The 24,820-nt window shown below is 35.1% G+C and carries 20 protein-coding genes; 6 read left to right on the forward strand and 14 right to left on the reverse strand.

What is annotated here, in order from left to right:
• Position 1 precedes the first annotated feature (1 nt).
• Positions 2-1,240 (reverse strand): M16 family metallopeptidase, encoded by a 1,239-nt coding sequence (locus ACY0M5_RS07000; RefSeq protein WP_461631258.1) that lies wholly within the window; start codon positions 1,238-1,240, stop codon positions 2-4.
• Positions 1,241-1,274: 34 nt separating this feature from the next.
• Complete coding sequence (locus ACY0M5_RS07005) at positions 1,275-2,228, reverse strand: NAD(P)H-dependent flavin oxidoreductase (protein WP_461631259.1); 954 nt, start codon at positions 2,226-2,228, stop codon at positions 1,275-1,277.
• Positions 2,229-2,600: 372 nt separating this feature from the next.
• Between ACY0M5_RS07005 and ACY0M5_RS07010 the strand changes: the two genes are divergently transcribed.
• From ACY0M5_RS07010 to ACY0M5_RS07020, 3 genes are all read left to right on the forward strand, one after another.
• Positions 2,601-4,376 carry a chloride channel protein gene (locus ACY0M5_RS07010; protein ID WP_317163318.1) on the forward strand — a complete coding sequence of 592 codons (1,776 nt, stop codon included), beginning with the start codon at positions 2,601-2,603 and terminating at the stop codon, positions 4,374-4,376.
• A gap of 306 nt (positions 4,377-4,682) precedes the next feature.
• On the forward strand, positions 4,683-6,491 hold the full coding sequence (locus tag ACY0M5_RS07015; protein WP_124992248.1) for a chloride channel protein: 1,809 nt from the start codon (positions 4,683-4,685) through the stop codon (positions 6,489-6,491).
• 128 nt (positions 6,492-6,619) lie between these two features.
• Positions 6,620-8,395, forward strand: a complete 1,776-nt coding sequence (locus ACY0M5_RS07020) for a chloride channel protein (protein ID WP_124992247.1) — start codon at positions 6,620-6,622, stop codon at positions 8,393-8,395.
• Positions 8,396-8,432: 37 nt separating this feature from the next.
• On the opposite strand, the gene ACY0M5_RS07025 is transcribed toward ACY0M5_RS07020, so the two are convergent.
• The 3 genes from ACY0M5_RS07025 to ACY0M5_RS07035 all read right to left on the reverse strand — a co-directional run bounded on the left by ACY0M5_RS07025 (position 8,433) and on the right by ACY0M5_RS07035 (position 10,153).
• Entirely contained in the window at positions 8,433-8,993 is a 561-nt protein-coding gene (locus ACY0M5_RS07025; RefSeq protein ID WP_461631260.1) for a hypothetical protein, read from the reverse strand.
• Between the two features lie 136 nt (positions 8,994-9,129).
• Entirely contained in the window at positions 9,130-9,636 is a 507-nt protein-coding gene (locus ACY0M5_RS07030) for a hypothetical protein (RefSeq protein ID WP_461631261.1), read from the reverse strand.
• Between the two features lie 34 nt (positions 9,637-9,670).
• Entirely contained in the window at positions 9,671-10,153 is a 483-nt protein-coding gene (locus tag ACY0M5_RS07035) for a hypothetical protein (RefSeq protein ID WP_461631262.1), read from the reverse strand.
• 421 nt (positions 10,154-10,574) lie between these two features.
• On the opposite strand from ACY0M5_RS07035, the gene glyA reads away from it, so the two are divergent.
• A complete protein-coding gene (gene glyA / locus ACY0M5_RS07040; protein ID WP_124992243.1) occupies positions 10,575-11,855 on the forward strand; it encodes a serine hydroxymethyltransferase in 1,281 nt (426 codons plus the stop codon).
• A 204-nt stretch (positions 11,856-12,059) separates the two neighbouring features.
• Complete coding sequence (locus ACY0M5_RS07045) at positions 12,060-12,830, forward strand: sulfite exporter TauE/SafE family protein (protein WP_156195239.1); 771 nt, start codon at positions 12,060-12,062, stop codon at positions 12,828-12,830.
• Between the two features lies 1 nt (position 12,831).
• Here the strand turns inward: ACY0M5_RS07045 and tolA are convergent, their stop codons facing one another.
• The 5 genes from tolA to ACY0M5_RS07070 form a co-directional block, all read right to left on the reverse strand.
• Complete coding sequence (tolA, locus tag ACY0M5_RS07050) at positions 12,832-13,779, reverse strand: cell envelope integrity protein TolA (RefSeq protein WP_461631263.1); 948 nt, start codon at positions 13,777-13,779, stop codon at positions 12,832-12,834.
• A gap of 9 nt (positions 13,780-13,788) precedes the next feature.
• Entirely contained in the window at positions 13,789-14,181 is a 393-nt protein-coding gene (locus tag ACY0M5_RS07055; RefSeq protein WP_461631264.1) for an ExbD/TolR family protein, read from the reverse strand.
• A 7-nt stretch (positions 14,182-14,188) separates the two neighbouring features.
• The gene (locus ACY0M5_RS07060; protein WP_156195242.1) at positions 14,189-14,899 is read right to left on the reverse strand and encodes a MotA/TolQ/ExbB proton channel family protein; all 711 of its coding nucleotides are present in this window, start codon (positions 14,897-14,899) and stop codon (positions 14,189-14,191) included.
• Positions 14,900-15,020: 121 nt separating this feature from the next.
• Complete coding sequence (gene nhaD / locus ACY0M5_RS07065) at positions 15,021-16,409, reverse strand: sodium:proton antiporter NhaD (protein WP_461631265.1); 1,389 nt, start codon at positions 16,407-16,409, stop codon at positions 15,021-15,023.
• Positions 16,410-16,572: 163 nt separating this feature from the next.
• Complete coding sequence (locus tag ACY0M5_RS07070; RefSeq protein WP_461631266.1) at positions 16,573-20,970, reverse strand: translocation/assembly module TamB domain-containing protein; 4,398 nt, start codon at positions 20,968-20,970, stop codon at positions 16,573-16,575.
• Positions 20,971-21,161: 191 nt separating this feature from the next.
• Here ACY0M5_RS07070 and tsaD point away from each other — a divergent pair, with 191 nt between their 5' ends.
• A complete protein-coding gene (gene tsaD, locus ACY0M5_RS07075; protein WP_461631267.1) occupies positions 21,162-22,184 on the forward strand; it encodes a tRNA (adenosine(37)-N6)-threonylcarbamoyltransferase complex transferase subunit TsaD in 1,023 nt (340 codons plus the stop codon).
• Positions 22,185-22,218: 34 nt separating this feature from the next.
• On the opposite strand, the gene ACY0M5_RS07080 is transcribed toward tsaD, so the two are convergent.
• The 4 genes from ACY0M5_RS07080 to ACY0M5_RS07095 form a co-directional block, all read right to left on the reverse strand.
• Positions 22,219-22,656 carry a hypothetical protein gene (locus tag ACY0M5_RS07080; RefSeq protein WP_124992235.1) on the reverse strand — a complete coding sequence of 146 codons (438 nt, stop codon included), beginning with the start codon at positions 22,654-22,656 and terminating at the stop codon, positions 22,219-22,221.
• A gap of 85 nt (positions 22,657-22,741) precedes the next feature.
• Positions 22,742-23,284: a class IV adenylate cyclase gene (locus ACY0M5_RS07085; RefSeq protein ID WP_461631268.1), complete on the reverse strand. Its 543-nt coding sequence runs from the start codon at positions 23,282-23,284 to the stop codon at positions 22,742-22,744.
• Positions 23,285-23,408: 124 nt separating this feature from the next.
• Positions 23,409-23,975 (reverse strand): chemotaxis protein CheB, encoded by a 567-nt coding sequence (locus tag ACY0M5_RS07090; RefSeq protein ID WP_461631269.1) that lies wholly within the window; start codon positions 23,973-23,975, stop codon positions 23,409-23,411.
• Positions 23,975-24,817 carry a CheR family methyltransferase gene (locus ACY0M5_RS07095; protein WP_461631270.1) on the reverse strand — a complete coding sequence of 281 codons (843 nt, stop codon included), beginning with the start codon at positions 24,815-24,817 and terminating at the stop codon, positions 23,975-23,977. Before ACY0M5_RS07095 ends, ACY0M5_RS07090 begins: the two co-directional genes overlap by 1 nt.
• Positions 24,818-24,820: the final 3 nt, after the last annotated feature.

Here is a 24,820-nt window from a genome sequence, read left to right on the forward strand (position 1 = left end):
CCTATTTTTTTGAGTAGTAATAAAGTGTAGAGCAATTTTCTTTTCTGAAAATTTTAGCGGAACTGTTTAAAATGTCAGCAACACTTACTTTCTGATATTTTTCCACTTCTTTATTAATGTCGTCGGCATCACCTAATAATTCATGGGTAGCCAGGTTCATAGCCTTGTTTAAATAGCTGATTTCTGAAAACACTAAGCTTGACTCCACCTTATTTTTCACTTTCTGAAGTTCGTACTCATCAACTTTTGTTATGGTCATTTTATTCAGTTCTTCCCAAATGGCAGCTTCTGCTGTTTCCATGGCTACACCTTCAACCAGTTTTCCTGTTATCAGAAACAATCCAGGTTCAAATTCACCTGTAATATAAGCGTCGATCGAAGAGAATAAATTCTTTTCTTTTACCAAAGATTGAAAAATACGTGACGATTGTCCGTTAGACAAAACATCCGAAACCAAATCTATAATATAAAAATCTTCGTCCATTCTTTTTCCCATATGAAAGGCCATATAGATTGCATCGAACGGTACGTTACTATCTATTCGTTTGCTCCGGAATTCATTTTGAGTTGGTTCAACAGGAAGATTTCTTTCTTGAATTTCTCTTCGTTCAATTGGTCCAAACCATTTTTCCGATAGTTCTTTAACTTGTTGAGTATCCACATTTCCTGCAACAACCATAATTGCATTATTGGGTGCATAATGGTGAAAAAAGAAATCTTTAACTTCTTCTAAAGTAGCTTTTTCAATGTGTTCGATAGATTTTCCAATTGTTGGCCATTGGTATGGATGTTCTTTATAGGCCAAAGGGCGAAGGTGTAACCAAACATCGCCGTAAGGCTGATTGAAATATCGTTGTTTAAATTCTTCAATGACTACACTTCGCTGTACTTCCAGACTTTTTTCGCTGAAAGCAAGACTCAGCATTCTGTCGGATTCCAACCAAAAAGCGGTTTCTAAATTTGCTTTTGGAACAGTAAGATAGTAATTAGTGATATCATTATTGGTCCATGCGTTGTTGTCGCCTCCGACCATTTGCAGGGGTTCGTCGTAATTTGGAATATTTATCGATCCTCCAAACATGAGGTGCTCAAAAAGGTGAGCAAATCCGGTTCGTTCAGGATTTTCATCTTTTGCTCCAATATTGTATAATATATTTACGGCAGCCATTGGAGTGGTCTCATCGCGATGCACAATTACCCGCAAGCCATTCTTAAGTGTAAATTTATCAAATTCAATCATAGTTTCTTCTGTGTAATTTAAGAATGGATACGCCTTAAAATTTATATTTTTCGGATTGTAATTGAGTCAGGCTCTCTTGATATTCCTGTTCTATTTGGGATATAATTTCAGAAACGGGTTGGATTTTATTGATTAGTGCAGAAATCTGACCAATCTCCAATTCTCCTTCATCCAAATTTCCTTCAAACATGCCGCTTTTTGCACGACCTTTTCCTAAAATTTCCTTCATTTCTTTTGGAGATGCACCTCTGCATTCAGCTTCATTCACTTGATTGAAAAAATTATTTTTAACCAAACGAGTAGGGGCTAACTTTTTCAAAGCCAGTTTTGTTCCGCCTTCACCTAGTTCCAGTACCGATTTTTTGAAATTTTCATGAGCCGATGATTCTTCAGAAATGGCAAAACGGGTTCCCATTTGAACGCCATCAGCTCCTAATATCATTGCAGATAACATGCTTTCTCCGGATCCAATTCCACCAGCCGCAATCAAAGGCAATTGAATGGCTTTTCGAACTGAAGGAATTAATGTCATTGTAGTTGTTTCCTCTCTTCCGTTATGTCCTCCCGCTTCAAAACCTTCAGCAACAACTGCATCAACACCAGCTTCTTCGCATTTTTTTGCAAAAAGAGCACTTGATACAACATGCACCACCGTAATATCATGTTCTTTTAAAAATGGAGTCCATTTTTTAGGGCTTCCTGCCGATGTAAATACAATTTTAACACCTTCTTTTACAATGATGTTCATGATTTTATCCATTTCAGGATAAAGTAATGGAACATTAACACCAAATGGTTTGTTGGTTGCAGTTTTTGCTTTTCGAATATGCTCCTGAAATGTATCAGGGTGCATCGATCCGGCGCCAATTAAACCTAATCCTCCGGCATTACTAACAGCCGTTGCCAACTTCCAACCTGAGCACCAAACCATTCCCCCTTGAATAATTGGGTATTTAATATTGAAAAGAGATGTTATTCGATTTGTCATTTTCTTTAGAATCTAATGTTATTCAATCAAAAAAAGACACAAGAACAAAGATTGTATGCTTGTGTCTGTTAATATGAATCGGTGATAATGCAAATTTAGAAAAATTCTTGATAAGAATAAGACGTGGAAGTATGATTTTAAGCATACCTATTCAACTTGTTACTCTTTTGAACGTAGTAATGTGATCTGACAGATGTTCTTTAGATCTATTATATATATCAGATTGCATTGGATTATTTTTTCGATTAGGGAGTTGCTTCTTGTATCTTAAGGAAGATATTCTTTATTTTAAGCTTCGAATGAAGGAATTTGGTGAATGATTGGCAATTGGTTGCGTTAGAATCATGAGATTGGTTTTATTTAAATTTTAGAGTGAAAAAAAAATCATTATTAGGTCGTTTTTTGGTTTGGCGTTTAAAGCACATAAATAATCGTCAGTTTATTTCAATGTTAGCCATTATTATTGGTGTAACATCGGGAATAGCAGCAGTAATTATTAAAAATTCTGTGCATTTTATTAGTTCTCTTCTTCACCGTAATTCTTCACCGGAATATGAAAATATTCTGTACGTTATTTATCCCACTATTGGAATTTTAATGGCCGTTTTATTTATAAAATATGTAATCAGACGTCCGGTTCGGCATGGTATACCTAATGTACTGTATGGCATTTCAAAATCCAATGCTCAAATTAGCCGCCACAATATGTTCTCATCAGTTGTAACATCGGCTCTAACAGTTGGATTTGGTGGTTCTGTTGGTTTGGAAGGACCAAGCGTGGCGACCGGAGCTGCTCTTGGTTCAAATATTGGTCGCTTATTCCACTTAAATTACAAGCATATTACATTGCTTTTGGGGTGTGCCTGTGCGGGAGCAATGGCTGCCATTTTTAAAGCGCCGATTGCCGCAATTGTTTTTGCTTTGGAAGTAATTATGCTTGATCTTACTATGTGGTCTTTAGTTCCGCTTTTGTTAGCATCTGCATCAGCTATTATTACCTCTTATTTCTTTCTGGGAATGGATGTTTTGTACCCTTTTAAGGTGCAAAACGGGTTCATTATGTCGGATTTACCTTACTACATTGTTTTGGGGATTTTCACCGGTCTGATTGCCACTTATTTTACAAAGTGTTACATGTTTATACATGGTATTTTTGAGAAGATTGATTCGATTTATAAGAGATTAATTTTTGGAGGATTATCACTTGGAGTTATTATCTTCTTTTTTCCTTCTTTATTTGGTGAAGGTTACGATGCGATAAATTCCTCTCTGTCTGGAAATTACTCTTATTTGTATAATAATTCATTTTTCTATTCTTTTCAGGATAGTTTTTGGATGATTATTGTTTTGTTGGTCATGGTGATATTTTTTAAAGTAATTGCCTCTTCAATTACTTTTGGAGCAGGTGGTATAGGTGGTATTTTCGCACCAACACTGTTCATGGGTGTTAATGCAGGAGTTTTGTTTGCTAAACTTGTGCAGCATCTGGGACTACGGAATTTAGAGGTTAATAATTTTGCTCTTATTGGTATGGCAGGAATGATTGCGGGAGTATTGCATGCGCCGTTAACCGGATTATTTTTGATTGCCGATATATCAGGAGGATATCAATTGTTTGTTCCTCTGATGATTACAGCTACGGTTTCATATGCTACCGTAAAAACCTTCGAAACACATTCTGTTTATACAATACAGTTAGCCAGACGCAAGGAGTTAATGACACATGATAAAGACCAAAATGTGCTGTCGTTGATGCGTGTTACCAGATTAATAGAGAAAGACTTTAGTACCGTAAATTCAGATGCCACATTAGGTGAATTGGTGAAAATTATTGCTAAAGCACATCGAAACATATTTATTGTAATTGATGAAGCTAATAATTTTCAAGGCATTGTAAAACTGGATGATATCCGGGAGATCATGTTTCAGCCGGAGAAGTATGATGACGTATTTGTTCGGGATTTGATGGTTGTTCCTGAGGTTGTTATTCAGCACGACGAGTCGATGGCTGATGTGGCCAGTAAGTATCAGTATTCCGATAAATTTAACTTAGTTGTTCTTAATGAAGGTAAGTATTGTGGATGCGTATCGAGGGCACAAATTTTTTCTACTTACCGTCGTATGTTAAAACATTTTTCAGAAGATTAATAAGATCGAAAATTAAGATTGTTTCTTATACTGTGATATAACAAACGTTTGCTTTGTTTGTGCTGATTGTCAGTGATTTAATTTGCATTGGGAAAAGTTTATAAAATTTCCTGTCAAAAGGTTTTCTCCTTACTAATTATCTGTTACTTTTGCACTCCATTTGAAGAGCTGTTATATAAATGTATAGTCTAATAAGTTCAGATAATCAATGGGATACATAAGATTAATAAAATCGCTGGATTTTTTTATGTAATTCTCTATAGGGTCGCCTGACTTCTTCAGCCATCCGACCAATACGTATTAATAATGTCGTTAGACATAAACGTTGATTTTTTAGAAATGAAGAATAAAAGCTTGCTTTCCCGGTTTTTAATTTGGAGAGTGAAGAACATCAAGGAACGACAGTTCGTTCTACTTTTAAGTTTTTTAGTGGGTCTTGTAAGTGGTTTGGCTGCGCTTCTGTTAAAGAATGCAATTCATTTTACACACCATTTTTTAACGCATCGATTGCATGTTGATTCTGCCAATCTACTGTATTTGGCTTATCCGGCAATTGGAATTTTATTGACAGTTTTGTTCGTGAAGTTCTTTGTTAAGGATAATATTGGTCATGGTGTGTCGCGGATACTGTACGCAATTTCGAAGAAGAATTCTCAGATAAAATCTCATAACAACTACTCTTCAATTATCGCCAGTACTTTAACAATTGGTTTTGGTGGATCGGTTGGAGCTGAGGCACCGGTAGTACTTACAGGAGCATCCATTGGTTCGAATCTGGCTCGCTTATTCCACATGAATTACAAAATTGTAACTTTAATGATTGGATGTGGTGCAGCAGGTGCAATTGGCGGTATTTTTAAAGCTCCTATGGCAGGAATGATTTTCACATTGGAAGTTCTCATGCTCGATTTAACCATGGCTTCTTTAATTCCTCTTTTAATTTCATCGATTACCGGAGCCAGTGTTACCTACTTTTTTATGGGAAAAGCTGTCTTGTTAAGCTACGATGTTACAACTCCTTTTGTGATTAATAATATTCCTTACTATATCATTTTAGGTGTTTTCGCAGGTTTGGTTTCTCTTTATTTTACCCGCTTTTCAATGTATCTGGAATCTATATTTGGAAAGATTACCAACTGTTATCGAAAAATGGTTGTTGGAGGTATTTTGCTGGGGATAATGATTTTCTTATTTCCTCCGCTTTATGGAGAAGGTTATAACACCATTCAATCGTTGCTGAATGGCAATCATACTGATTTAGTAAATAATAGTATATTCTATTTTCTGAAAGACAATTATTGGCTGTTGTTAGGATATGTGGTGCTGGTTATTGGTTTTAAGGTGATTGCCTCAACTGTTACTACTGGTAGTGGAGGGGTTGGAGGTATTTTTGCACCTTCTTTATTTTTGGGAGCTGTTGCCGGATTTTTTGTGGCCCGGGTAATTAACGGATTTAATTTTATTAAGCTTTCCGAAAGCAATTTTACCCTTATCGGGATGGCAGGGATGATGGCAGGTGTTATGCACGCGCCTCTTACAGCAATATTCCTTATTGTTGAAATCACCGGTGGCTACGCATTGTTTGTACCAATCATGATTACAGCAACCATAGCTTATCTTACAATCATGTATTTTGAGCCGCATTCAATTTACACCAAACGATTGGCAAAACGCGGCGAGCTGATTACTCATAATAAGGACAAAGCGGTTCTTACACTTATGAAAATGGGTAAAGTGATCGAGACGGATTTGAAACGAGTGAATCCGAACGCAACTTTAGGAGAATTAGTGAAGATTATTTCGCATTCACAACGAAATATTTTCCCTGTAGTTGATGAGGATGAGAAATTGTTGGGAATAGTGTTGTTGGATGATATCAGAGACATCATGTTTAGTCCTGAGATGTACGATGATACATACGTGTGGAGTTTAATGATTATGCCACCTGCAATTTTGGATGTTGATGCACCTATGGATAAGGTGATGCGAAAATTTGAAGAAACAGGAGCCTGGAACCTTCCGGTTGTACAGGATGAAAAATATTTGGGGTTTGTCTCAAAAGCGAAAATATTCAATGTCTACAGAAGAGTTTTGGTGCATTTCTCGGATGAATAGATATTTACGAATGGTTATTAGATTCGTTAAAGTCCATTTTGCAATTGCGAAATGGACTTTTCTTTTTTTTGTAAATAACTGATATTAAGATTCAATTTATTAAATTAGGACTAAACCAATTGAATTTCATGATCGGAAACACGCGATGGCGTCGATTTCTAATATGGAGACTGCGTCACATCAACAATCGGAGTTTTATTTTAATTCTGAGCGTACTTATCGGTATTGCTTCCGGAATGACTGCACTTGTATTGAAAACAGCAGTCTATCGCGGACGTGAGTTTTTGCTGGAAGGAATCAATTGGAGTTATCAGAATTATTTGTTTTTTCTGTACCCGATGATTGGAGTTGGCCTTACTTTGGTATTCAGGAAATACATTCTTCGCGATCTCGCAAAACACAATCTCACATCACTATTACATGCAATATCAAAAAGAAATAGTATTGTTAAATTGCACAAAACCTATTCATCCGTTATAGGAGCCATTATCACTGCAGGATTTGGAGGTAGTATCGGTCTCGAGTCTCCAATTATTTCTTCGGGAGCGGCTATCGGATCGAATATGGGGCGTAATTTTCATTTAGACTACAAAGAAATTACCCTGATGTTGGCTTGTGGTGCATCGGGAGCAATTGCTGCTATTTTTAATACTCCTATTGCAGCCATTGTATTTGCTTTGGAGGTATTGTTAATCGATTTGTCTCGGTTTTCCTTAATACCCTTACTAATGGCCTCGGTTAGCGGGGCAATAACAACAAAGCTTTTTTTGGATGAGGATATATTGATTGAGTTTGCTATCATTCATCCTTTTGTGATACGGGATATTCCCTTTTTTATTTTACTGGGCATTCTCTCAGGACTTGTTTCTGTTTATTTCACCAAAACATTTCTTTGGATTGAAAAACGATTTGAACAATTTAAGTTTCTGAGAAACAAAATGCTGATTGGAGGACTTTCTTTAGGAATACTCATATTTTATTTTCCCGCTTTATATGGAGAAGGTTATAACACAGTAAAAGCATTGGTGGGTGGAAATCTTGCAGAGGTTTTTCGTTCAAGTTTATTTGAAGATTATACTGATGTTTGGTATATGGTAGTCATTTTTATTGGAGCTTTGGTTTTTTTTAAAGTGATTGCTGCCTCAATTACTTTAGGTGCAGGTGGAATAGGCGGGATTTTTGCTCCTTCGGTGTTTACAGGAGCGATGCTGGGTTTTTTGTTTGTATTTGTATACAATCATTTCGAGTTGGGGGAGCCACTCTCAGAGAGTAATTTCACATTGGTTGGTATGGCAAGTGTTCTTGGCGGCGTTTTACATGCACCACTAACCGGAATCTTTTTGATAGCAGAAATAACGAGTGGATATGAGCTCATTGTTCCACTGATGTTGTCAACTACTATTTCTTTTATTACCGTAAAAAGTTTGCAAAAAGAGTCAATTATTACTGCTCAGTTGGCTAAAAGGGGAGAGTTGATTACTCACAATAAGGATCTGGCTGTTTTACGTTTTATGAAACTGTCAAAAGTGATTGAAACGGATTTAATAAGCATTTCGGAAGATGGGAATTTAGGTGATCTGGTGAAAGTTATATCTAAGTCGAAGAGGAATATATTTCCAGTGCTTACTGAAGAAGGTTATTTAATTGGGATCATTTTGCTCGATGAAGTTCGTGAAATCATGTTCAACAGCGAATTGTATTCTATGCCAATTAGTAATTTTATGATTATGCCACCCGCTTCAATTGCTTTTACAGACTCAATGGAAAAAGTGTTGGCCAAATTTAAGGAAACAGGAGTCTGGAATTTACCGGTTTTGGATCAGGGCAAATACGTAGGATTTGTTTCAAAATCCAAATTGTTTTCTGCTTATCGGCAGCACTTGTTAGATATTACTGCCGATTAAGCATTTTCCTGTAAAGGAACTGTTCTTGCTGCAAGGTTTACAAATCGATAGATTTACTTTTATCGTTCTGATGCTTCCAATATATAGAATCTCTTTGTTGAAAATATCTTTTTTGCTTTTTCATAAAATCATTGTGCAATGAGTCAAGATTTCGATGCATCTTTTCATTGTGTCCCTTAGAAAAATTCATGTGCTCTTCCATCATTTTCTCCATTTTTTGAAGAATATCATTGTGACTGGAATCACGGGAGAAAAAATCATCATTAAAGAAATCTTCGTTGAAAAATGGATGGAGAAACTGGTTGTTTCCCGAACTGTCCTGATTAAAAAAATGCTCCAATTGTTCCTGCATCTTTTTTCTCATCTCATGGATGTCCGAAAAATTATGAAAGGCAGAGTCGGGAGTAATCTGGTGGCAGCTATCCGATGACCAAGTATAAACATAGGTGGAATCATATCGAATCAGGTTTCCATCTTTATCAAATTCCTTATTGACTTTAATGTCCTCGTTGGGTTTTGTTTTTTTATTATTGTTTTGAGAAAATCCGGAAAGGGAAAACAGTAAGATCAAAACAAAAAATACATATTTAGTTCTCATTTTAAGTAAAGTTTAGTTTCCAATATCACTGTAAATTTACAAAAAGAGTGATTTTATTCCGAGTTAAATAATTTTAAAAAGTATTAAAAAAGCCACTCGAAATGAGTGGCTTGTCTATAAAACAGTAATGGATTTATTATTCCATATGTTTAAGGTTTACGGCGTACATAATTACAAATACGGCAGTTATAATTGCACCTATAATTGTCATAGATAACATTGCATCAAAATCAATTAAAGCAAGAGGAACTAATAGCCAGAAAAGATTAGCAATTAGGTACAGATAGAAACCGTTCTTTTTCAATTTAAACATCATGAATATTCCTACCAAACTTAGTATTGCAAATAAACAATTTACTCCAGTTATCAATTCCAGATTTTCAGACAATGCGTTTAGTTGTATAATACCATTTTCTGTCATACTGTAAAAAAATCCAGATTCCATTCCAGCTTCTTTCATTTTTTCAAGCCCTTCAGTTGCTTGTTCAATTTTAGCTGGGTAAGAACTTTCAAAAGTTACGTAGGTGTATAAAGAGTTTAATAAACCAAATCCACCACTACCAATAAATGAGAGTATACAAAGAACGGTTAAGAAAGTTGGTCTTTTTTTAGGGGCTTCCATAGTTGTTACATTTTCTTCCATAATAGTTTGGTTTTTTAGGGATAATAATTATTAATTAATTCATTTTATGAAGGTTGATAGCATAAAGGGCAATAAATAGTATGGTGAATATACTTCCAAATAAGATTCCAATATTAACAAATAAGTTAAATCCAATAAACACAGGAGCTACAAAGAGAAGCAACACCTGAGCTGCCGAATAGATGTAAAACCCTGTCTTTTTTAATTGAAACATTAGAATGGCACCTGTTAAGCTTGCCGCATACAATATGAATTGAGTCAGTGAAATTTCAAAAATATGTTGAAGTGCTTTTTGTCCCATTGCCACTGCCTGTTCTACAAATTTTCGGGCATACTCATCATGAACATTGTCCAATGCGTTTTCAAAGAACTCAGGATCGAGCAGATTTTGGAGAGGAGACATAATCATCCCAAGGATATTTTTTAAAACACCGAATCCACTTCCAATAAAGGTAAGAATGCACAAGGCAGTTAATAGTCCTGGTCTTTGTTTAGGGTTAATGTCTACGATTTCCATGATAGTTTGGGTTTGGGTTTGGGTTAATTGCAATGTTAAATTTACAATAAATGCCTTAAGTTGCGAAATGAAAATTTAGAATTTAGATTTTATGCGCTTATTGAAAGGTGAGTTGGGATTTTTACAAGATGATTATTGGTTTTTACAGCTTCATGAGTTTTGGGATTTTAATTGGTCAATTTTCTATATGCTTTATAAATATTCATTTAAGGATGAATTATGCAGGAAATAATTTTTTTAATATGCTGATTTGTCTAATTTTGAACCTGCACTTTCGGGAATCTGTAATTTTATTTTTTTTTGTGGTGCATCATCTTTTCAAGGGGGAGTAAATACTTTATCGACAAGGAATTATATTCCTTCTAAACGCTAACAAATCATTAATTCATTTCGATTAATTTCGGAAAAAAGACAAACAACAATGGAAAGAGATATTCAAATTTTCGACCTAATTGATCAGGAATACCTACGTCAAAAGAATGGTATTGAACTAATTGCTTCTGAGAACTTCGTGAGTCAGCAAGTAATGGACGCAATGGGCTCATGCCTGACAAATAAATATGCTGAAGGATATCCAGGAAAGAGATATTATGGTGGTTGTCAGATAGTAGATCAAACTGAACAATTGGCTATTGACAGAGCATGTGAATTGTTCGGAGCAGAATATGCTAATGTGCAGCCACACTCTGGAGCACAGGCAAATGCAGCGGTATTTTATGCATGTATGCAACCAGGAGATACATTCTTGGGATTGGATTTGTCACATGGAGGTCACTTATCACACGGTTCTCCGGTAAATCTTTCCGGTACTTTGTATAATCCTGTTGCTTATCATGTAAAAGAGGAAACAGGTACAGTAGATTACGATGAATTAGAGCAGTTGGCTTTGGAACACAAACCAAAAATGATTGTTGCCGGAGCATCTGCTTATTCCCGCGATTGGGATTTTGTTCGTTTGCGTGAAATTGCAGATAAGGTAGGTTGTTTGCTTATGGCGGATATCGCTCACCCTGCAGGATTAATTGCAAAAGGGTTACTTAGCAATCCAATTCCTTACTGTCACATTGTGACTACAACAACTCATAAAACTCTTCGCGGACCACGTGGAGGATTGATTTTGATGGGAAAAGATTTTGAGAATCCTTGGGGACAAACAACTCCAAAAGGGGAAGTGAAAATGATGTCTCAGGTAATAAATTTTGCTGTATTCCCAGGACAACAAGGCGGACCTCTTGAGCATGTTATTGCTGCTAAAGCGGTTGCTTTTGGTGAGGCTTTAACCGATTCATATAAAGAGTACGCTATTCAAATGCAGAAAAATGCAAAGGTAATGGCAGCAGAATTTATGAAATTAGGATATAAAGTTATTTCTGGTGGAACAGATAACCACTCAATGTTGGTTGATCTTCGTTCTAAATTCCCTGAAATTTCTGGTAAGAAAGTGGAAAATGTATTGGTGCAGGCTGATATTACAATTAATAAAAATATGGTTCCATTTGATACTCGTTCTCCATTTGCAACATCCGGTTTGCGTGTCGGAACTCCTGCAATTACAACTCGTGGTTTAAAGGAGGAGCACATGCCAATTATCGTTCAAATGATTGATGAGGTAATTAGTAATATCGAAAGTGAAGAGGTTATTGCTTCTGTTCGCGAGCGCGTAAACGAAATGATGTGTGAGCGACCAATGTTTGCTTGGTAGGCTTATGTCACAAATATAGTAGAAGAGGAGGATTTGATTCTCCTCTTTTTTTTGTTTAAGATTCTGAGAAATGTTTCGCAACTATTGGTTTTCTATTTATGATTAATATGTTTAATCAGATTAATTTCTAAAAAGTATTTTGTTTTTTAACATGTTTTGTTTCAATTTTTATATTTAGTTTAAACGCCTAAAAAAGATAAAATTATGGAGTGGTATTATTATATTTTAATTGTAATTGTCGGCGTTTTTTGTGGGTTTCTAAATACGTTAGCGGGTAGTGGATCAATTATAAGCCTGGCTATGTTGATGTTTATGGGACTTCCTGCAAATGTTGCCAACGGAACCAATAGAATTGCCATTTTAATGCAGAATATTGTTGGGGTCAGTAGTTTTAAAAAACAAAAAGTTTTTTCCTTTAAAGAAGGGATATGGCTGGCACTTCCTGCCATTGTCGGATCGGTAATTGGAGCAGGTCTGGCCGTTGAAATCAATGAGGATATGATGCAGAAGACCATTGGTGGCTTGCTAATTTTCCTCTTTTTTATTGTGCTTTACAAACCGGATGCGTGGGTGAAAGGACAAGCTGGTTTAATTCGATCTAAGCCTAGTATAATACAAATTGTAATTTTCTTTTTTATAGGATTGTATGGTGGATTTATACAAGCAGGGGTTGGATTTTTTCTTCTTTCAGGATTGGTGTTGGGAGCAGGTTTTGATCTTGTTAAGGCAAATGCAATTAAGGTATTTATTGTTCTTCTTTATACTCCATTTGCTTTGGGCGTTTTTGTTATGAACGGACAAGTTGACTACAAAATAGGTTTAATTCTTGCTGCAGGAAATATGATTGGTGCTTATATTGCGGCTAATTTTGCTGTTAGTTTAGGAGCTAAATTTGTCCGTTACATTCTTTTAGCGGTAATTATTTTCGCCTCTCTCAAGTTTCTTGGCGTTTATGAAATGCTTGGATTGATATAAATCAATCCAATTGAAAATGATAAGTGATTGATCCTTGCTGAAATGCAGCAGCTTTTGGATCAGAATTGAAAACGGCTTTCATTGCGGCCTTTCTGGCTGCTTCGAATAGAGTAGAATTACTGGTTGTAGAACCTGGCATCCCTGGTCGTGCATTAACAACTTTACCATTTCTGTCAACAGTTATTTCAACTACCACTTTTCCGCTTTCTTGCAGGTTGTATTGTGGTTTAGGGATAGACATAGAGTTTCTGCCTTTTAAATCGTACGAAACACCTTTATTTCCTAATCCGGAACCACTGTAATTATCGGAGTCAGGAGATCCGTTAGGATCACCTTGATTACCCGATGGAAATGTTTTGCCTTGCGATGAATTTGAGGAAGTTCCCTGACCAAAAACGTTTTTTGCCTTGTTGTTGATGTTGGCAATTTTTTCCTGTCTTTCCGCTTCTTCTTTTTTAAGTTTCTCTATTTCAGCCAAACGTTGTCTTTCAGCCTCGGCTTCTTGTTGTTGTTTAATCTCTTCCAGCCGTTTCTTTTCGGTTTCGATTTTTTTCAGTCGATCTTGTTCCGCTTTTATTTTTTTATTTTTTTCAACTTCAGCCTTTTTTTTCGCAATTTCCTTTGCCGAAGGAACAGAAGGAGCTTCTTCGCTGTCTTGAGTAAGAATTTTTTCGTTGGCTGAACTTGCTGATTTTTCCGGTTTCGATTGAGAAACATGTGGTTTTCGTGCAGGTTTTGAAACAGCAGTAACAGCTTGAGTCGACTGGGAAGGAGCCGGATCTTTTTTGCCTAATCCCTGATTCGTATTCCCAAAATTCACCAAAATACCTTCTTCTTCCGGTAGAGGAAGTGGCGTATGAAAGCCTAGATAAAATAGTATAGCAAGCAATCCAATGTGGAAAATTATTGTCCCAACAAATCCAATTCGTTTACCCTTAGAATTACTCATCTAATAAAATTATTTAGCTCTTGTTGCCAATATTAACTTGTACTTGTTGTTTTTCGCAATATTCATTACTCTAACAACTTGCTCCATAGGTACAGATTTATCAACATGTAATGAGATGGTTGGATCCTCTTCTCTGGCCAAACGTTTTTGCAAACGATTTTCAAGTTGAGAAAATGGAATAGGAGTGGTTTCAATAAAAAAGTTAAACTCCTTATCGATAGAAACTGTAGTTATTGGTTTTGCCGAAGTTTGATTCTTACTTTGCGGCAAGAGTAATTTTAGTGCGTTTGGTGCGATAAGGGTTGATGTTACCATAAAGAATATAAGCAACAAGAACACAATATCTGTCATTGATGACATACTAAAATTAGAATTTACCTTGTTTCTGGTTTTTAATGCCATGAGCTAATTACTTAATTGGTTCGTTCAATAAATCCATAAACTCGGTAGTGGTTGCCTCCATAGTGAAAACGACTTTTTCAACCTTTGCTACCAAAATATTATAAGCAAAATAAGCAATTATCCCTACAATAAGACCAGCAACCGTTGTTACCATTGCAGTATAAATACCGTGCGACAGAAGGGATACATCAATATTATTACCAGCAGTAGACATATCGTAAAAAGCTTGAATCATACCCATTACAGTACCTAAGAATCCAATCATAGGAGCTGCGCCGGCAACTGTAGCAAGAGTAGGCAGGTTTTTTTCAAGTTTAGAAACCTCAAGATTGCCGATGTTTTCAATGGCAGCATTAACATCATTTAGTGGCCGTCCAATTCGCTTAATTCCTTTTGAAATCATTTTTGATACAGGAGTGTCATTCGATTCACAAAGAGCTAATGCTGAATCCATTTTTCCTTCATGAATGTAATCTCTGATTCTGTTCATGAAATTTGAATCTACTTTTGTTGCTTTTCGTATGGCATAGAATCTCTCAAAAAAAATGTACATCGCAATACCCGAAAGTACTATGATTGGAACCATAATCCATCCTCCTTTAAAGGCCAGATCGATAAAATTAAGAGAAATTTCGGTGGCTTCCGTTCCTTGTCCTTCAAGTAAGGCTTCATTTTGTGCCGCAGTTTGAATCCCAGCTAAAATCAAAAGATAATTCATATTTACTATTTTCAAGTTAAATCTAACACATAAAAAAACGAGATATAATACAGAATATTATATCTCGCTAAATTAATATTATTGTTTTTGATTCTCGATACAAAAACAGGAAATTCTAATTTTAATGCAATAAGACCGCTTCGAGGTAGTAAACCCCGGCACCAGCAAGGTATCCGGCTAAAGCCAGAAGTGAAATCTTTTTCAAATACCAGATAAAATCTATTTTTTCCATTCCCATAGCAGCAACACCGGCGGCAGATCCAATAATCAAGATACTTCCTCCTGTACCAGCACAATAAGCTAAGAATTCCCAGAATAGACCATCCTGAACAAAGTTGGATAGATATCCTACAGCTCCTGCACCTTCAATAGAATACATTCCCATCGCTCCTGCTACCAATGGCACATTATCCACAACAGATGAAAGTACTCCAATAATTAGGTTGATAATGTAAATGTTATGAATATTTTCATCCATGTATCTGGCTAGAATATCTAAATGCCCTGCGGATTGTAAACTTGATACGGCTGACAATATACCTAAAAAGAAAAATACAGTAGGTACATCAACTTTTTTAAGAACCCCAATAACAGTTAGTTTTCTCTTATCTTCATGAGTCTTGTTTTTATGCATAATTTCAGTAACCACCCACATTGTACCTAATCCAAATAACATTCCAAGGTAGGGAGGTAAATGGGTTATGGTTTTAAATACAGGAACAAATAGTAAGGCTGACACACCCAGACAAAGAATGAAAACTCTTTCCTTATGTGTAGTGTATTCTTTTTCATCTCCATTTACATCAGTAGGACGCTTAATGATTCCTTTCATTGAGAAGGAAACGATGATTAGTGGTACAATCATTGTGAACAAAGAGGGAAGAAATACTCCGGTGACAATTTTAAGAGTTGTTACCTGTCCTCCAATCCAAAGCATAATTGTTGTGACATCACCGATGGGAGACCAAGCACCTCCTGCATTTGCGGCAAGTACGACCATAGAAGCAAAAAACCATCTGTTTTCTTTTGATGAAATTAATTTTCGGATCAAAGCTACCATTACGATAGTCGTTGTAAGATTATCCAAAGCCGCTGACATGAAAAAAGTTAAAATACTTAGTACCCAAAGCAGTTTAACTCTATTCGTGGTTTTTATTTTATCAGTAATGATTTTAAATCCTTGATGCTGATCTATGATTTCAACAATTGTCATTGCTCCTAAAAGGAAGAAGAGAATGGCTGATATTTCAGATAAATGATGAAGAACCTCATGATGCACAATAAAGTCAAGCATTCCTTCATGAGAATCAGCACTCGGGTTTATTGCAACATATTCATTCCAGGCTCTGCTAACGCCGGTGGAAAGAATATCTACTCCTCCAAATACGTAAAGAACCCAGGTTATAACTCCGATTAATAGAGCAGAAGCTGCTTTGTCAATTTTTAGGGGATGTTCCAGAGCGATAGCTGTATATCCGAGAACAAAAACCACAACCATTAGTGTAAACATAGTAATAGATTATTTTTGAGTGAATTAATTTTTATTCGATAAGATGCTAATATAGCAATATTTGCTATTTAATATCCGAGGTAATTAAAGAAAAAAACCTCTAACTAATTCTGCTGAAAAACATTGAACTTACAATTTAAAAACACATTTCCGCTGATAAAGGCTAGTTTTCTTTTTTGCCTTTGTTTGATTTGAGGAAATTGAGGTATTTTTTTACTAATCCGGAAAACGTGTTGAAGTCTTCTTTGTAAAAAATACCAATTCCTTGAGTATTTCTCGTTTCCTCGTATACCAAATATTCATTTGAACGGGTGAAAGCTTTGAGTTGTAATTTCCCTTTTTTGTCCAATCTGAAGTTTACATCAACATCACCAACAATATCATTATTGCTTGTCTGATTATTTCCCGTTCCAATATTTCCATTAATAGTTACCCTGTCGTCAAAAACCTGTGTGGACAGAGCCAGATCAATCTCATCACTGGTCAGATTGTCTCCGGGTCGGTAACTTACACCAATATCAAAATCGTTACTGATTTTACTAAGCCAGTTTGATAGTTGATTGGAAAGCATTTCGCTTGCGGTAACTCCAACGGCATAGCTGGAATTTTTATTTTCAAAATCAGGATCAGTGGATCTCAGGTATTCGGGAGTGAAAAACCGGTTTAAAACAAGTAAGGATAAAATCTGCTTATTCATTTCATCTTCAGTTGAAAACAGGCCTTCCAGAATACTTTGTGTTTGCTGATCCAAAGTAGGGAAATTAATATCAAAGCGAATAAGCGGATTTTCAAGATTCTGGCTTAAGTTCATATTACAATCAACAGGAATCTTCTTGGAATTATCAATGTAAGGAGTATTCAAAAGCAGATCGTACAATGTTGTTTTAACACTATATACTGCATCAATATTAAGTGTTGCGTTGTAAGGGTCACCGTCCCATTTGATGTTTCCTCCGCTTGCTAAATCAAACTTTTTATTGATGACATTTTGTAAGGTGAAAAGGTAACTACCTGTTTGAATTGTATAATCTCCAAAAATTTTAAAATCGCCCTTGGTGTCAATTTGCAGTTTTAAATTTCCCCCTCCTTTGGCTTTTAAAACATCACCAATTTTCGAATCAAATATAATTTGAACTTCAGTTTCCGGAGTAATTTCCAAATCGCAGTTTAATCGGATACCTGATAGATCAATTTTGTATTCTTCTTCCAAATTTGAATCAGCATTCAAATTTGAATTAACAAAGGTGATAAAATTACTTTCTTCGATATCTCCGCTGTTGTTAAGAGGAACATATAATTTGGTGTTTTTATTTGTTTTCACTCTCGCCTCAATATCCAAATCATTCACCGGACCGAACAGAGTTGTAATTCCGGTAACATTGGCTTGTCCGTAAAATAGTTCGTTATCTGTCGGTTTTGTATTCAGGACATTAAAATTAAGTGCATTTACAGCTAAGTCTAAATTGAAGTTGTTGAATTGCTCATGAGAAATCACTCCGTAAATAATAGCTGAGTTTTTATCTGAATCGATAAGTTTAAATTGATTAAACTGCAACTCTGACGGTGTTATTTTAATGCTGTCATTGCATGAATAAGTTGTTTGCAGCTCGTTTATTGTGAAATTTGCATCTTCCAATTTAAGAAAACCTGTCGATTTTGGTTTACTGGATGAACCTTCTATATGTACGTGACCAGAGGCATTACCCTTTATGTTGGAAATATTTTCCTGCAGGTAAGGATTTAATAACCCCAGACGTATTTTATCAATATTAATATCCATATTCAGGGAGTCCGACTCGGGGAAGTAACTACCGTGTAAATCAATCTCTTTATGAGTGTTGTAATCAGTAAATGAGGAAAATGAGAGTTTTTTGTCAAACTTATCCCAATCGCTGATCAAGTAGAAATTCCCTAAGGTATCATTATTAAGAACAAGATTCTCGAGCATGAGATTGGAGTTGGATAATCTGTCGCCATAAAAGTCGGAAATTTGCACGTAGCCGCGAACTGTCCCATCAATTCCAATGTTTTGTTCTCGGGTTAAATCATTTAAATTCTTTAAACTAATGTTCTGAATTTGAAAGTTGATACTGTCAGCAGGATTGGAGGAGATTTTTCCATCTAAGCCAAAGTATTGATTCTCTCTACTGATTCTGAAATTATCAATCGCAAAACTTGTGCTGTCAATAATCAGGTTGGATTGTTGAATAGACCAAATACTATCGGCCATAATGATGCTGCTGGGAAGTAAATTAATATTCCAGACAGGACGATCTGATTCTTTTGACTTTTTGACACTCCCTTTGGCGCTAACAAAACCACTGTAGGTAACAGCATCCCAGTTATTCCAAAGCAGATCCAAGTTGATATTGTTATTACTGGCTGTAATTTTTTCTGAAAGATTGTACAATTTAAATTGATCCGAAAAGTTAAATTTATTTGTGCGTCCCTTTATAACAAGCTCTTTATTATCGGTAGAGAGATCTAATTTGAGTTCTTCAAACGATTTATCTTGTATTGTAAGAATTGGTGAAGTAAAGTGCATTTCGATTAACTGTTCTTTTGCATTTAAACTTCCTGTTAAGTTGGTATTTGGAGCAAATTTAATATCTGGATAAAAAAGCTTTGTAATGGGCTCTGTTTTTTTTAAATCTATTTTGAATTTGAAATTATTTGTACTGTCAGTATTTACAAATTCTTTTTCCGGAGCATAGGCTGGAAAATAGACATAGGCCAGGTTCGCAACAGAAGAAATTAATTGATCAATTTCATAATTTCCTTCTATTTTGGCATCCGAAATATCCGAGTTCAGGATGATTCGTTTAAACGTTGGAGAGGAAAATGAGTTAATTGTAAATTTGTTGAGAACAAATTCCCCCAAACTGTTTTTGTATTCTGTATTTGTAAGTTCAATAATACCATTTGCGTTATCAAATTCGCTTCCGGAAAAATTTGCATCCAGAGATAAGCTAAGTTCTGATTTTGGATCTTTTGTATTTAAATGAAGGGGAAAAAGTTTAGCATTACGAAGATGAGAACTAAATTTCATGGTTGGAATTTCCTCTGAAAAATCAATGTTACCAGTAAAATTAAACCCTATATTCGGATCTTCAATAGAAATTTGACCATCAAAGCTTGAATTAGTGAAAAATCCATCTAAGGAAAGGTTTTTATATTCGTAATCGTAGAAATCCACTTTACTAATATTTCCTTTCATTTTACCTTGGGTTGTATTTGTTTCAGTAAAACCGTTTACCGAAACATTTAAGGAAACATTTCCAACTTTCTCCTGTTCAATTAAACCTCCGAGATAGAAGTTTGATGCTTTAATGTCTCCCGTAAAATTTAATCTGCTGCTTCCAGGGTTGGGTTTAAATAATATATCCGTTTCTATTTCTCCCAATTCAGTTTTAAAATCTCCATAGAAAACAAAGTCATTTAAAAAACCATTAAATTGACCGTTGTAATGGATTAAGCCTAAATTGTCGAAGTATTCAGGCAAATTAAAGAATTCTTTTTCATAACCAGGAATGTAAACTTTTTCAATATCAGAAATTGTAGTTGTGAGTTCTTCAAAATCGGCTTCTAAATAAGCATCTTTTAAGTAAGGAAGACCATTCATATAAAATCGTCCTTTAAGAACCGTATTTGCACCATATACAATATCAATATCACGACCTCTTAAATCGTAAACAGTGCCGTAAATATGCCCGGAAAGAAATCCTGTCTCCCGAAATCCCAAGAGCAAACTATTAAAATAAGCTACATCTAAAAAACTAACCCGAGAGGAGATTAATTGGAAATCCAGCTTCATTTTCTTAGTAAAATGCTGCCAATATTGTTTGCCCGGCTCGTAGTTGAAATATAAATGCTCTGCTTTAAGCTTACTGTTTGCTGATGTGATATTTACATCTTTTAATCCCCACTGATGACTTGTTATCCATGTTTTGGCTGTAAAATCTTTCAATTCGAATCCTGATTTTTCAATACAGCTTAAATGCTGCAGTTGAAAATCTACCGAATCGCCAATAATTTGAATGTTTCTGGCTTGAAGATTCAATCTTGAGACATAAATATTGTTATAATTCATGCCAAATTCCTGAGGTATAGTATCAGGTGCGCTATATCCAAACTGAGAATTGATAAGATCAACGTTGGTAACGGTAATTTCCCATGATTTCTGAATTGTATCAGTTGTATTTCCTTTTTTACCACTCGATAGTGAGTCCAGAAAAACATCATAGTTAAATAATCTGTTCTCATCTTCGCGAAGGTTTACATAGGCTTTGTCTAAAGTCAGTTTGTTGATGAAAATCTTTTGTTTTCTGATATTAAAAGAATCAATTTTAGCTGTCAGGTTACCCACATAAACCAAAGTGTCCTTCTGATAATCTTCAATATAAAGGCCTTTAAGTATTATGCTTTTAAAGGGAGAGATGTTAACTCCTTCAATTCTGACAGGAGTATTTGTTTGTTCTGAAATATAATTGGCAATTTTTTGGCTTGCGTAGGTTTGTACACGACTATTCAAGAATATCAAATAGGTTAAAATGGGTATCATAATGATAACCACAAGCGTCCAAATTGATATTTTGAGAAATTTTTTGATAATTTTGCTTTTTTATGAGATGCACAAAATTAGCTAAAAAGAAGAAGATTTTTACACCTTAATATAGTGTTTCAAGAGATTTTTGATTTTTTTAACCATTTAAGTGTGTAAAGCCATTTTTATTCTGATTTAAATAAAATTTAATGAGTATTACTATATTAGGAATTGAGTCGTCATGCGATGATACTTCTGCTTCAATATTAAAGGATGGAGTAATTTATTCAAATGTCACAGCCAACCAGGATGTACACATGGATTATGGCGGAGTGGTTCCGGAGTTAGCTTCCAGGGCACATCAGCAGAATATAATTCCGGTGGTTCATCAAGCCATGCAAAAAGCAGGAGTTACTGCCGATGAGATTGATGCAGTTGCTTTTACAAGAGGACCGGGTTTGCTGGGGTCATTAATGGTTGGAACTTCCTTTGCCAAAGGTTTTGCTCTTTCTAAAAATATTCCTCTAATCGAGGTGAATCATCTTCAGGCACATATCCTTGCACATTTTATTGATGATTTAAAGAACAAATACGAACATCCTGACTTTCCTTTTTTGGCTTTGCTTGTGTCCGGCGGTAATTCTCAAATTATTGTGGTCAAAGATCATCTAGAGATGGAAGTAATTGGGGAGACCATTGATGATGCAGCAGGAGAGGCTTTTGATAAATGTGCCAAAGTGATGGGATTGCCTTATCCGGGAGGTCCGATTATTGATCGTAATGCAAAATCAGGCAATCCTCTTGCGTTTGAATTTAGCCGGCCAAAAATTCAAGGCTTAAACTATAGTTTCAGTGGTCTTAAAACATCATTTTTGTACTTTGTTCGCGATCGGATAAAGGAAAATCCGAATTTTATAGAGGAAAATAAGAATGATTTGTGTGCATCGCTGCAATACACAATTGTTGATGTTTTAATGAACAAAGTTAAAAAAGCAGCAAAAGAAACCGGGATTAAGCAAGTGGCTATTGCCGGAGGAGTTTCAGCCAATTCCGGATTGCAAAAAGCATTGACAGAGGCAGCCGTAAAGTTCAAGTGGAAAGTTTTTATTCCTCAGCTTGGTTATTCTCTCGATAATGCTGCTATGATCGCAATTACCGGGTATTTTAAATTTCTTAAAAAGGAATTTGTGGAGCAGGACACCGCTCCTTTTGCCAGAATGACCATTAAATAACATAGAAAACGGAAGAAATTAAAGTTTTCCGTTTTTATACATTCAAATAGTTTTTTAGTACCGTAATTGCATTATCACTAAAATAGCAGAGATTGATTGGTATTTTTTCTTTGCTTTTTAGAACAATAATTAGTTTGTGATCTGTAATTGTAAAATCTTTAATATCCTTTAAGTAAATTTTCAGCTCTTTATTTCCCCACCCGGTTTTATAAGTTAATTTTCTGGCGTTAATAGTTAAATATTCTTTCGGGTAAAGAAATTTACAACCTAAAAGTAAACCAATAAAATAAAGCGAAGCAATTATCAAAACAAGTACAAGATATTCGCTAAAAGGAAAGAAATCAAGATAGTTGATAAATACAAAAAATAATGCGGTGCAAATCAAAAAGGAAATACCCAAGGCAAGTTGTATTCCTCTCGATTCGTTATTGTTAATTTTATGGTTCCGTATATCAAATTCAAATTGGAGCATCAATACGCAGCTTTAGATTCTATTTTAAAGTTACTAAATTGTTCTATGATATAAGTAAAAAAATACTACTGATTCGGTAGAAATATTATTCATCAACTAAAATCTGACTAAAAAGATTATTCTGTTGTAACAGATCGGAGTATGATTCTGATATTAAATGTTTTGCATTGATTTCTAGGGTTTTAATATATTGATTGCATTGTTCCTGCAATTTATCTATTGATATGCTGCCATCATTATCTTTGGCTATGATTTCAACAAAATCACCTAAACCTTTAACAGTGTCAATATGGCATGTCACATTATCTTTAGTATAAATTTCTCTTGTTTTTTCGACTACAGACCTTGTACCTAAAGTCTTTGCAAGAATTTCTTTTAAAGTAGAATCAGGATTTGTTGGATAAAGGTGAACCTGACTTTCAGTAGATCCTTTTTTGTCTTCCCTAATGTAATGGATTAGCATATTTTCGATAGATCCTTCTTTGAGCTTTAGTATGCCTGATTTGGAATGGAAGTAAGTGTCTGTTTGGGGATCAGTTCCGTTGCACCCGGCGCCAATTGACAAAAGTATTTTTCTAATTTTCTCCTTGTTTTCACAATAAGCTTTAATCTCTATATTAGTTGGCATTTTCTTCGAATTAGTTATTGCGGAAAGTTCGGGAAAAATAATGATTTATATCTTACTCCAATATAATCTGAAATATTTTGGAGCTTATTTATAAATAAATCCGGCTATAGGTTCTATTATCAGCTTAATATAGTTCACTTAATTCGATTATTTTTTTTGAAATCTGGTCTAAGGGTAAGATGTAGTCTGGTTTCATTATTTCAATGGCCGAAGCAGGCATTATTGTAGCAGTAGCTGTTTCTGGATCTTCAACGATAGTAATTCCAGCATATTTTTGAATTTCTTTTATTCCATGGGCACCATCCCTATTTAATCCGGTTAAGAGAATACCAATCAATTGATTTTTAAAGTGCCAGGCTGCCGATTCAAACAAAACATCAATTGATGGTCTCGAATGATGTATTTTAGGATCAGCAGATAAAGCAATGGTAGAATCATTTTCTATAAGTATATGATAGTTTGGGGGGGCAAAATAAACCGTTCCGGGTTTTATTTCTTCCTTTTCTTCGGCCTCTTTTATTTTTACTTTACTCTGTTTTTTTAGGTATCGAATGAAGGAATCGTTTTTATTATCACCAATATGAAGTACAATAAAAACAGCCAAAGGAAAATCTTTTGACAGATGGGGAATAATGGCTTTTAAAGCATCTAAACCTCCATAAGACGTACCTATAACAGCAGCTCTAAACATTAATTGATTCTCTTTTTATATATTTTTTGTGAGGAATCGATATTGGCAAAATTGCTTTCTAATTGCGTAAAACGAAGGCTCTCTTTTGTACCCAAACACAAAAATCCGCTTGATGATAAACTTTTGTAGAATAAGTCGATCACTTTATTTTGTAAATCTTTATTAAAGTAGATCAAGACATTTCTGCATAGGATTAAATTAACCTCAGCAAAAACATTGTCGGTTACTAAATTGTGATCAGCAAAAACGACTTTTTTTGAAAGAGATTGATCCAGTTTAAGAGAACCGTATTTAAGAGTATAATAGTCCGAAAGTTTCCCCTTACCGCCGGATTCGAGGTAATTTCGACTAAATTTTCCAAGATCTTGAGTTGGGTATATTCCTAATTTAGCAATATCCAAAACTCTTCGATTAAAATCTGTAGCATAAATCTGACATCTGTCAAGCAGATTTTCTTCTTTTAAAAGAATTGCAAGCGAGTAAACTTCTTCACCGGTTGCACATCCTGCATGCCAGATTTTAATAAACGGGTAGGTTCTTAAATTTGGCACAACATGCTCACGAAAGGAGGAATAGAATTCCGGATCGCGAAACATTTCGGTAACGTTTATGGATAGATCTTCCAGTAAGCTGATAAAAAAGCTTTTATCCCGAAGAATTTTATCCTGCATCTGAGAAATTGTTTCAAATCTTCCAATTGCCATACGATGCATTAAACGCCTTTTGATATGTGCGGTTGAATAATCTCTAAAGTCGTAACCATATTTCTGAAATATTGCCTCAAGAAACAAAGGAATTTCTATATCGATATTTTCGAGATTTTCAAGTAGGTTTGGATTCATATC

The organism is Labilibaculum euxinicum (assembly GCF_963678175.1).
GTDB lineage: Bacteria > Bacteroidota > Bacteroidia > Bacteroidales > Marinifilaceae > Labilibaculum > Labilibaculum euxinus.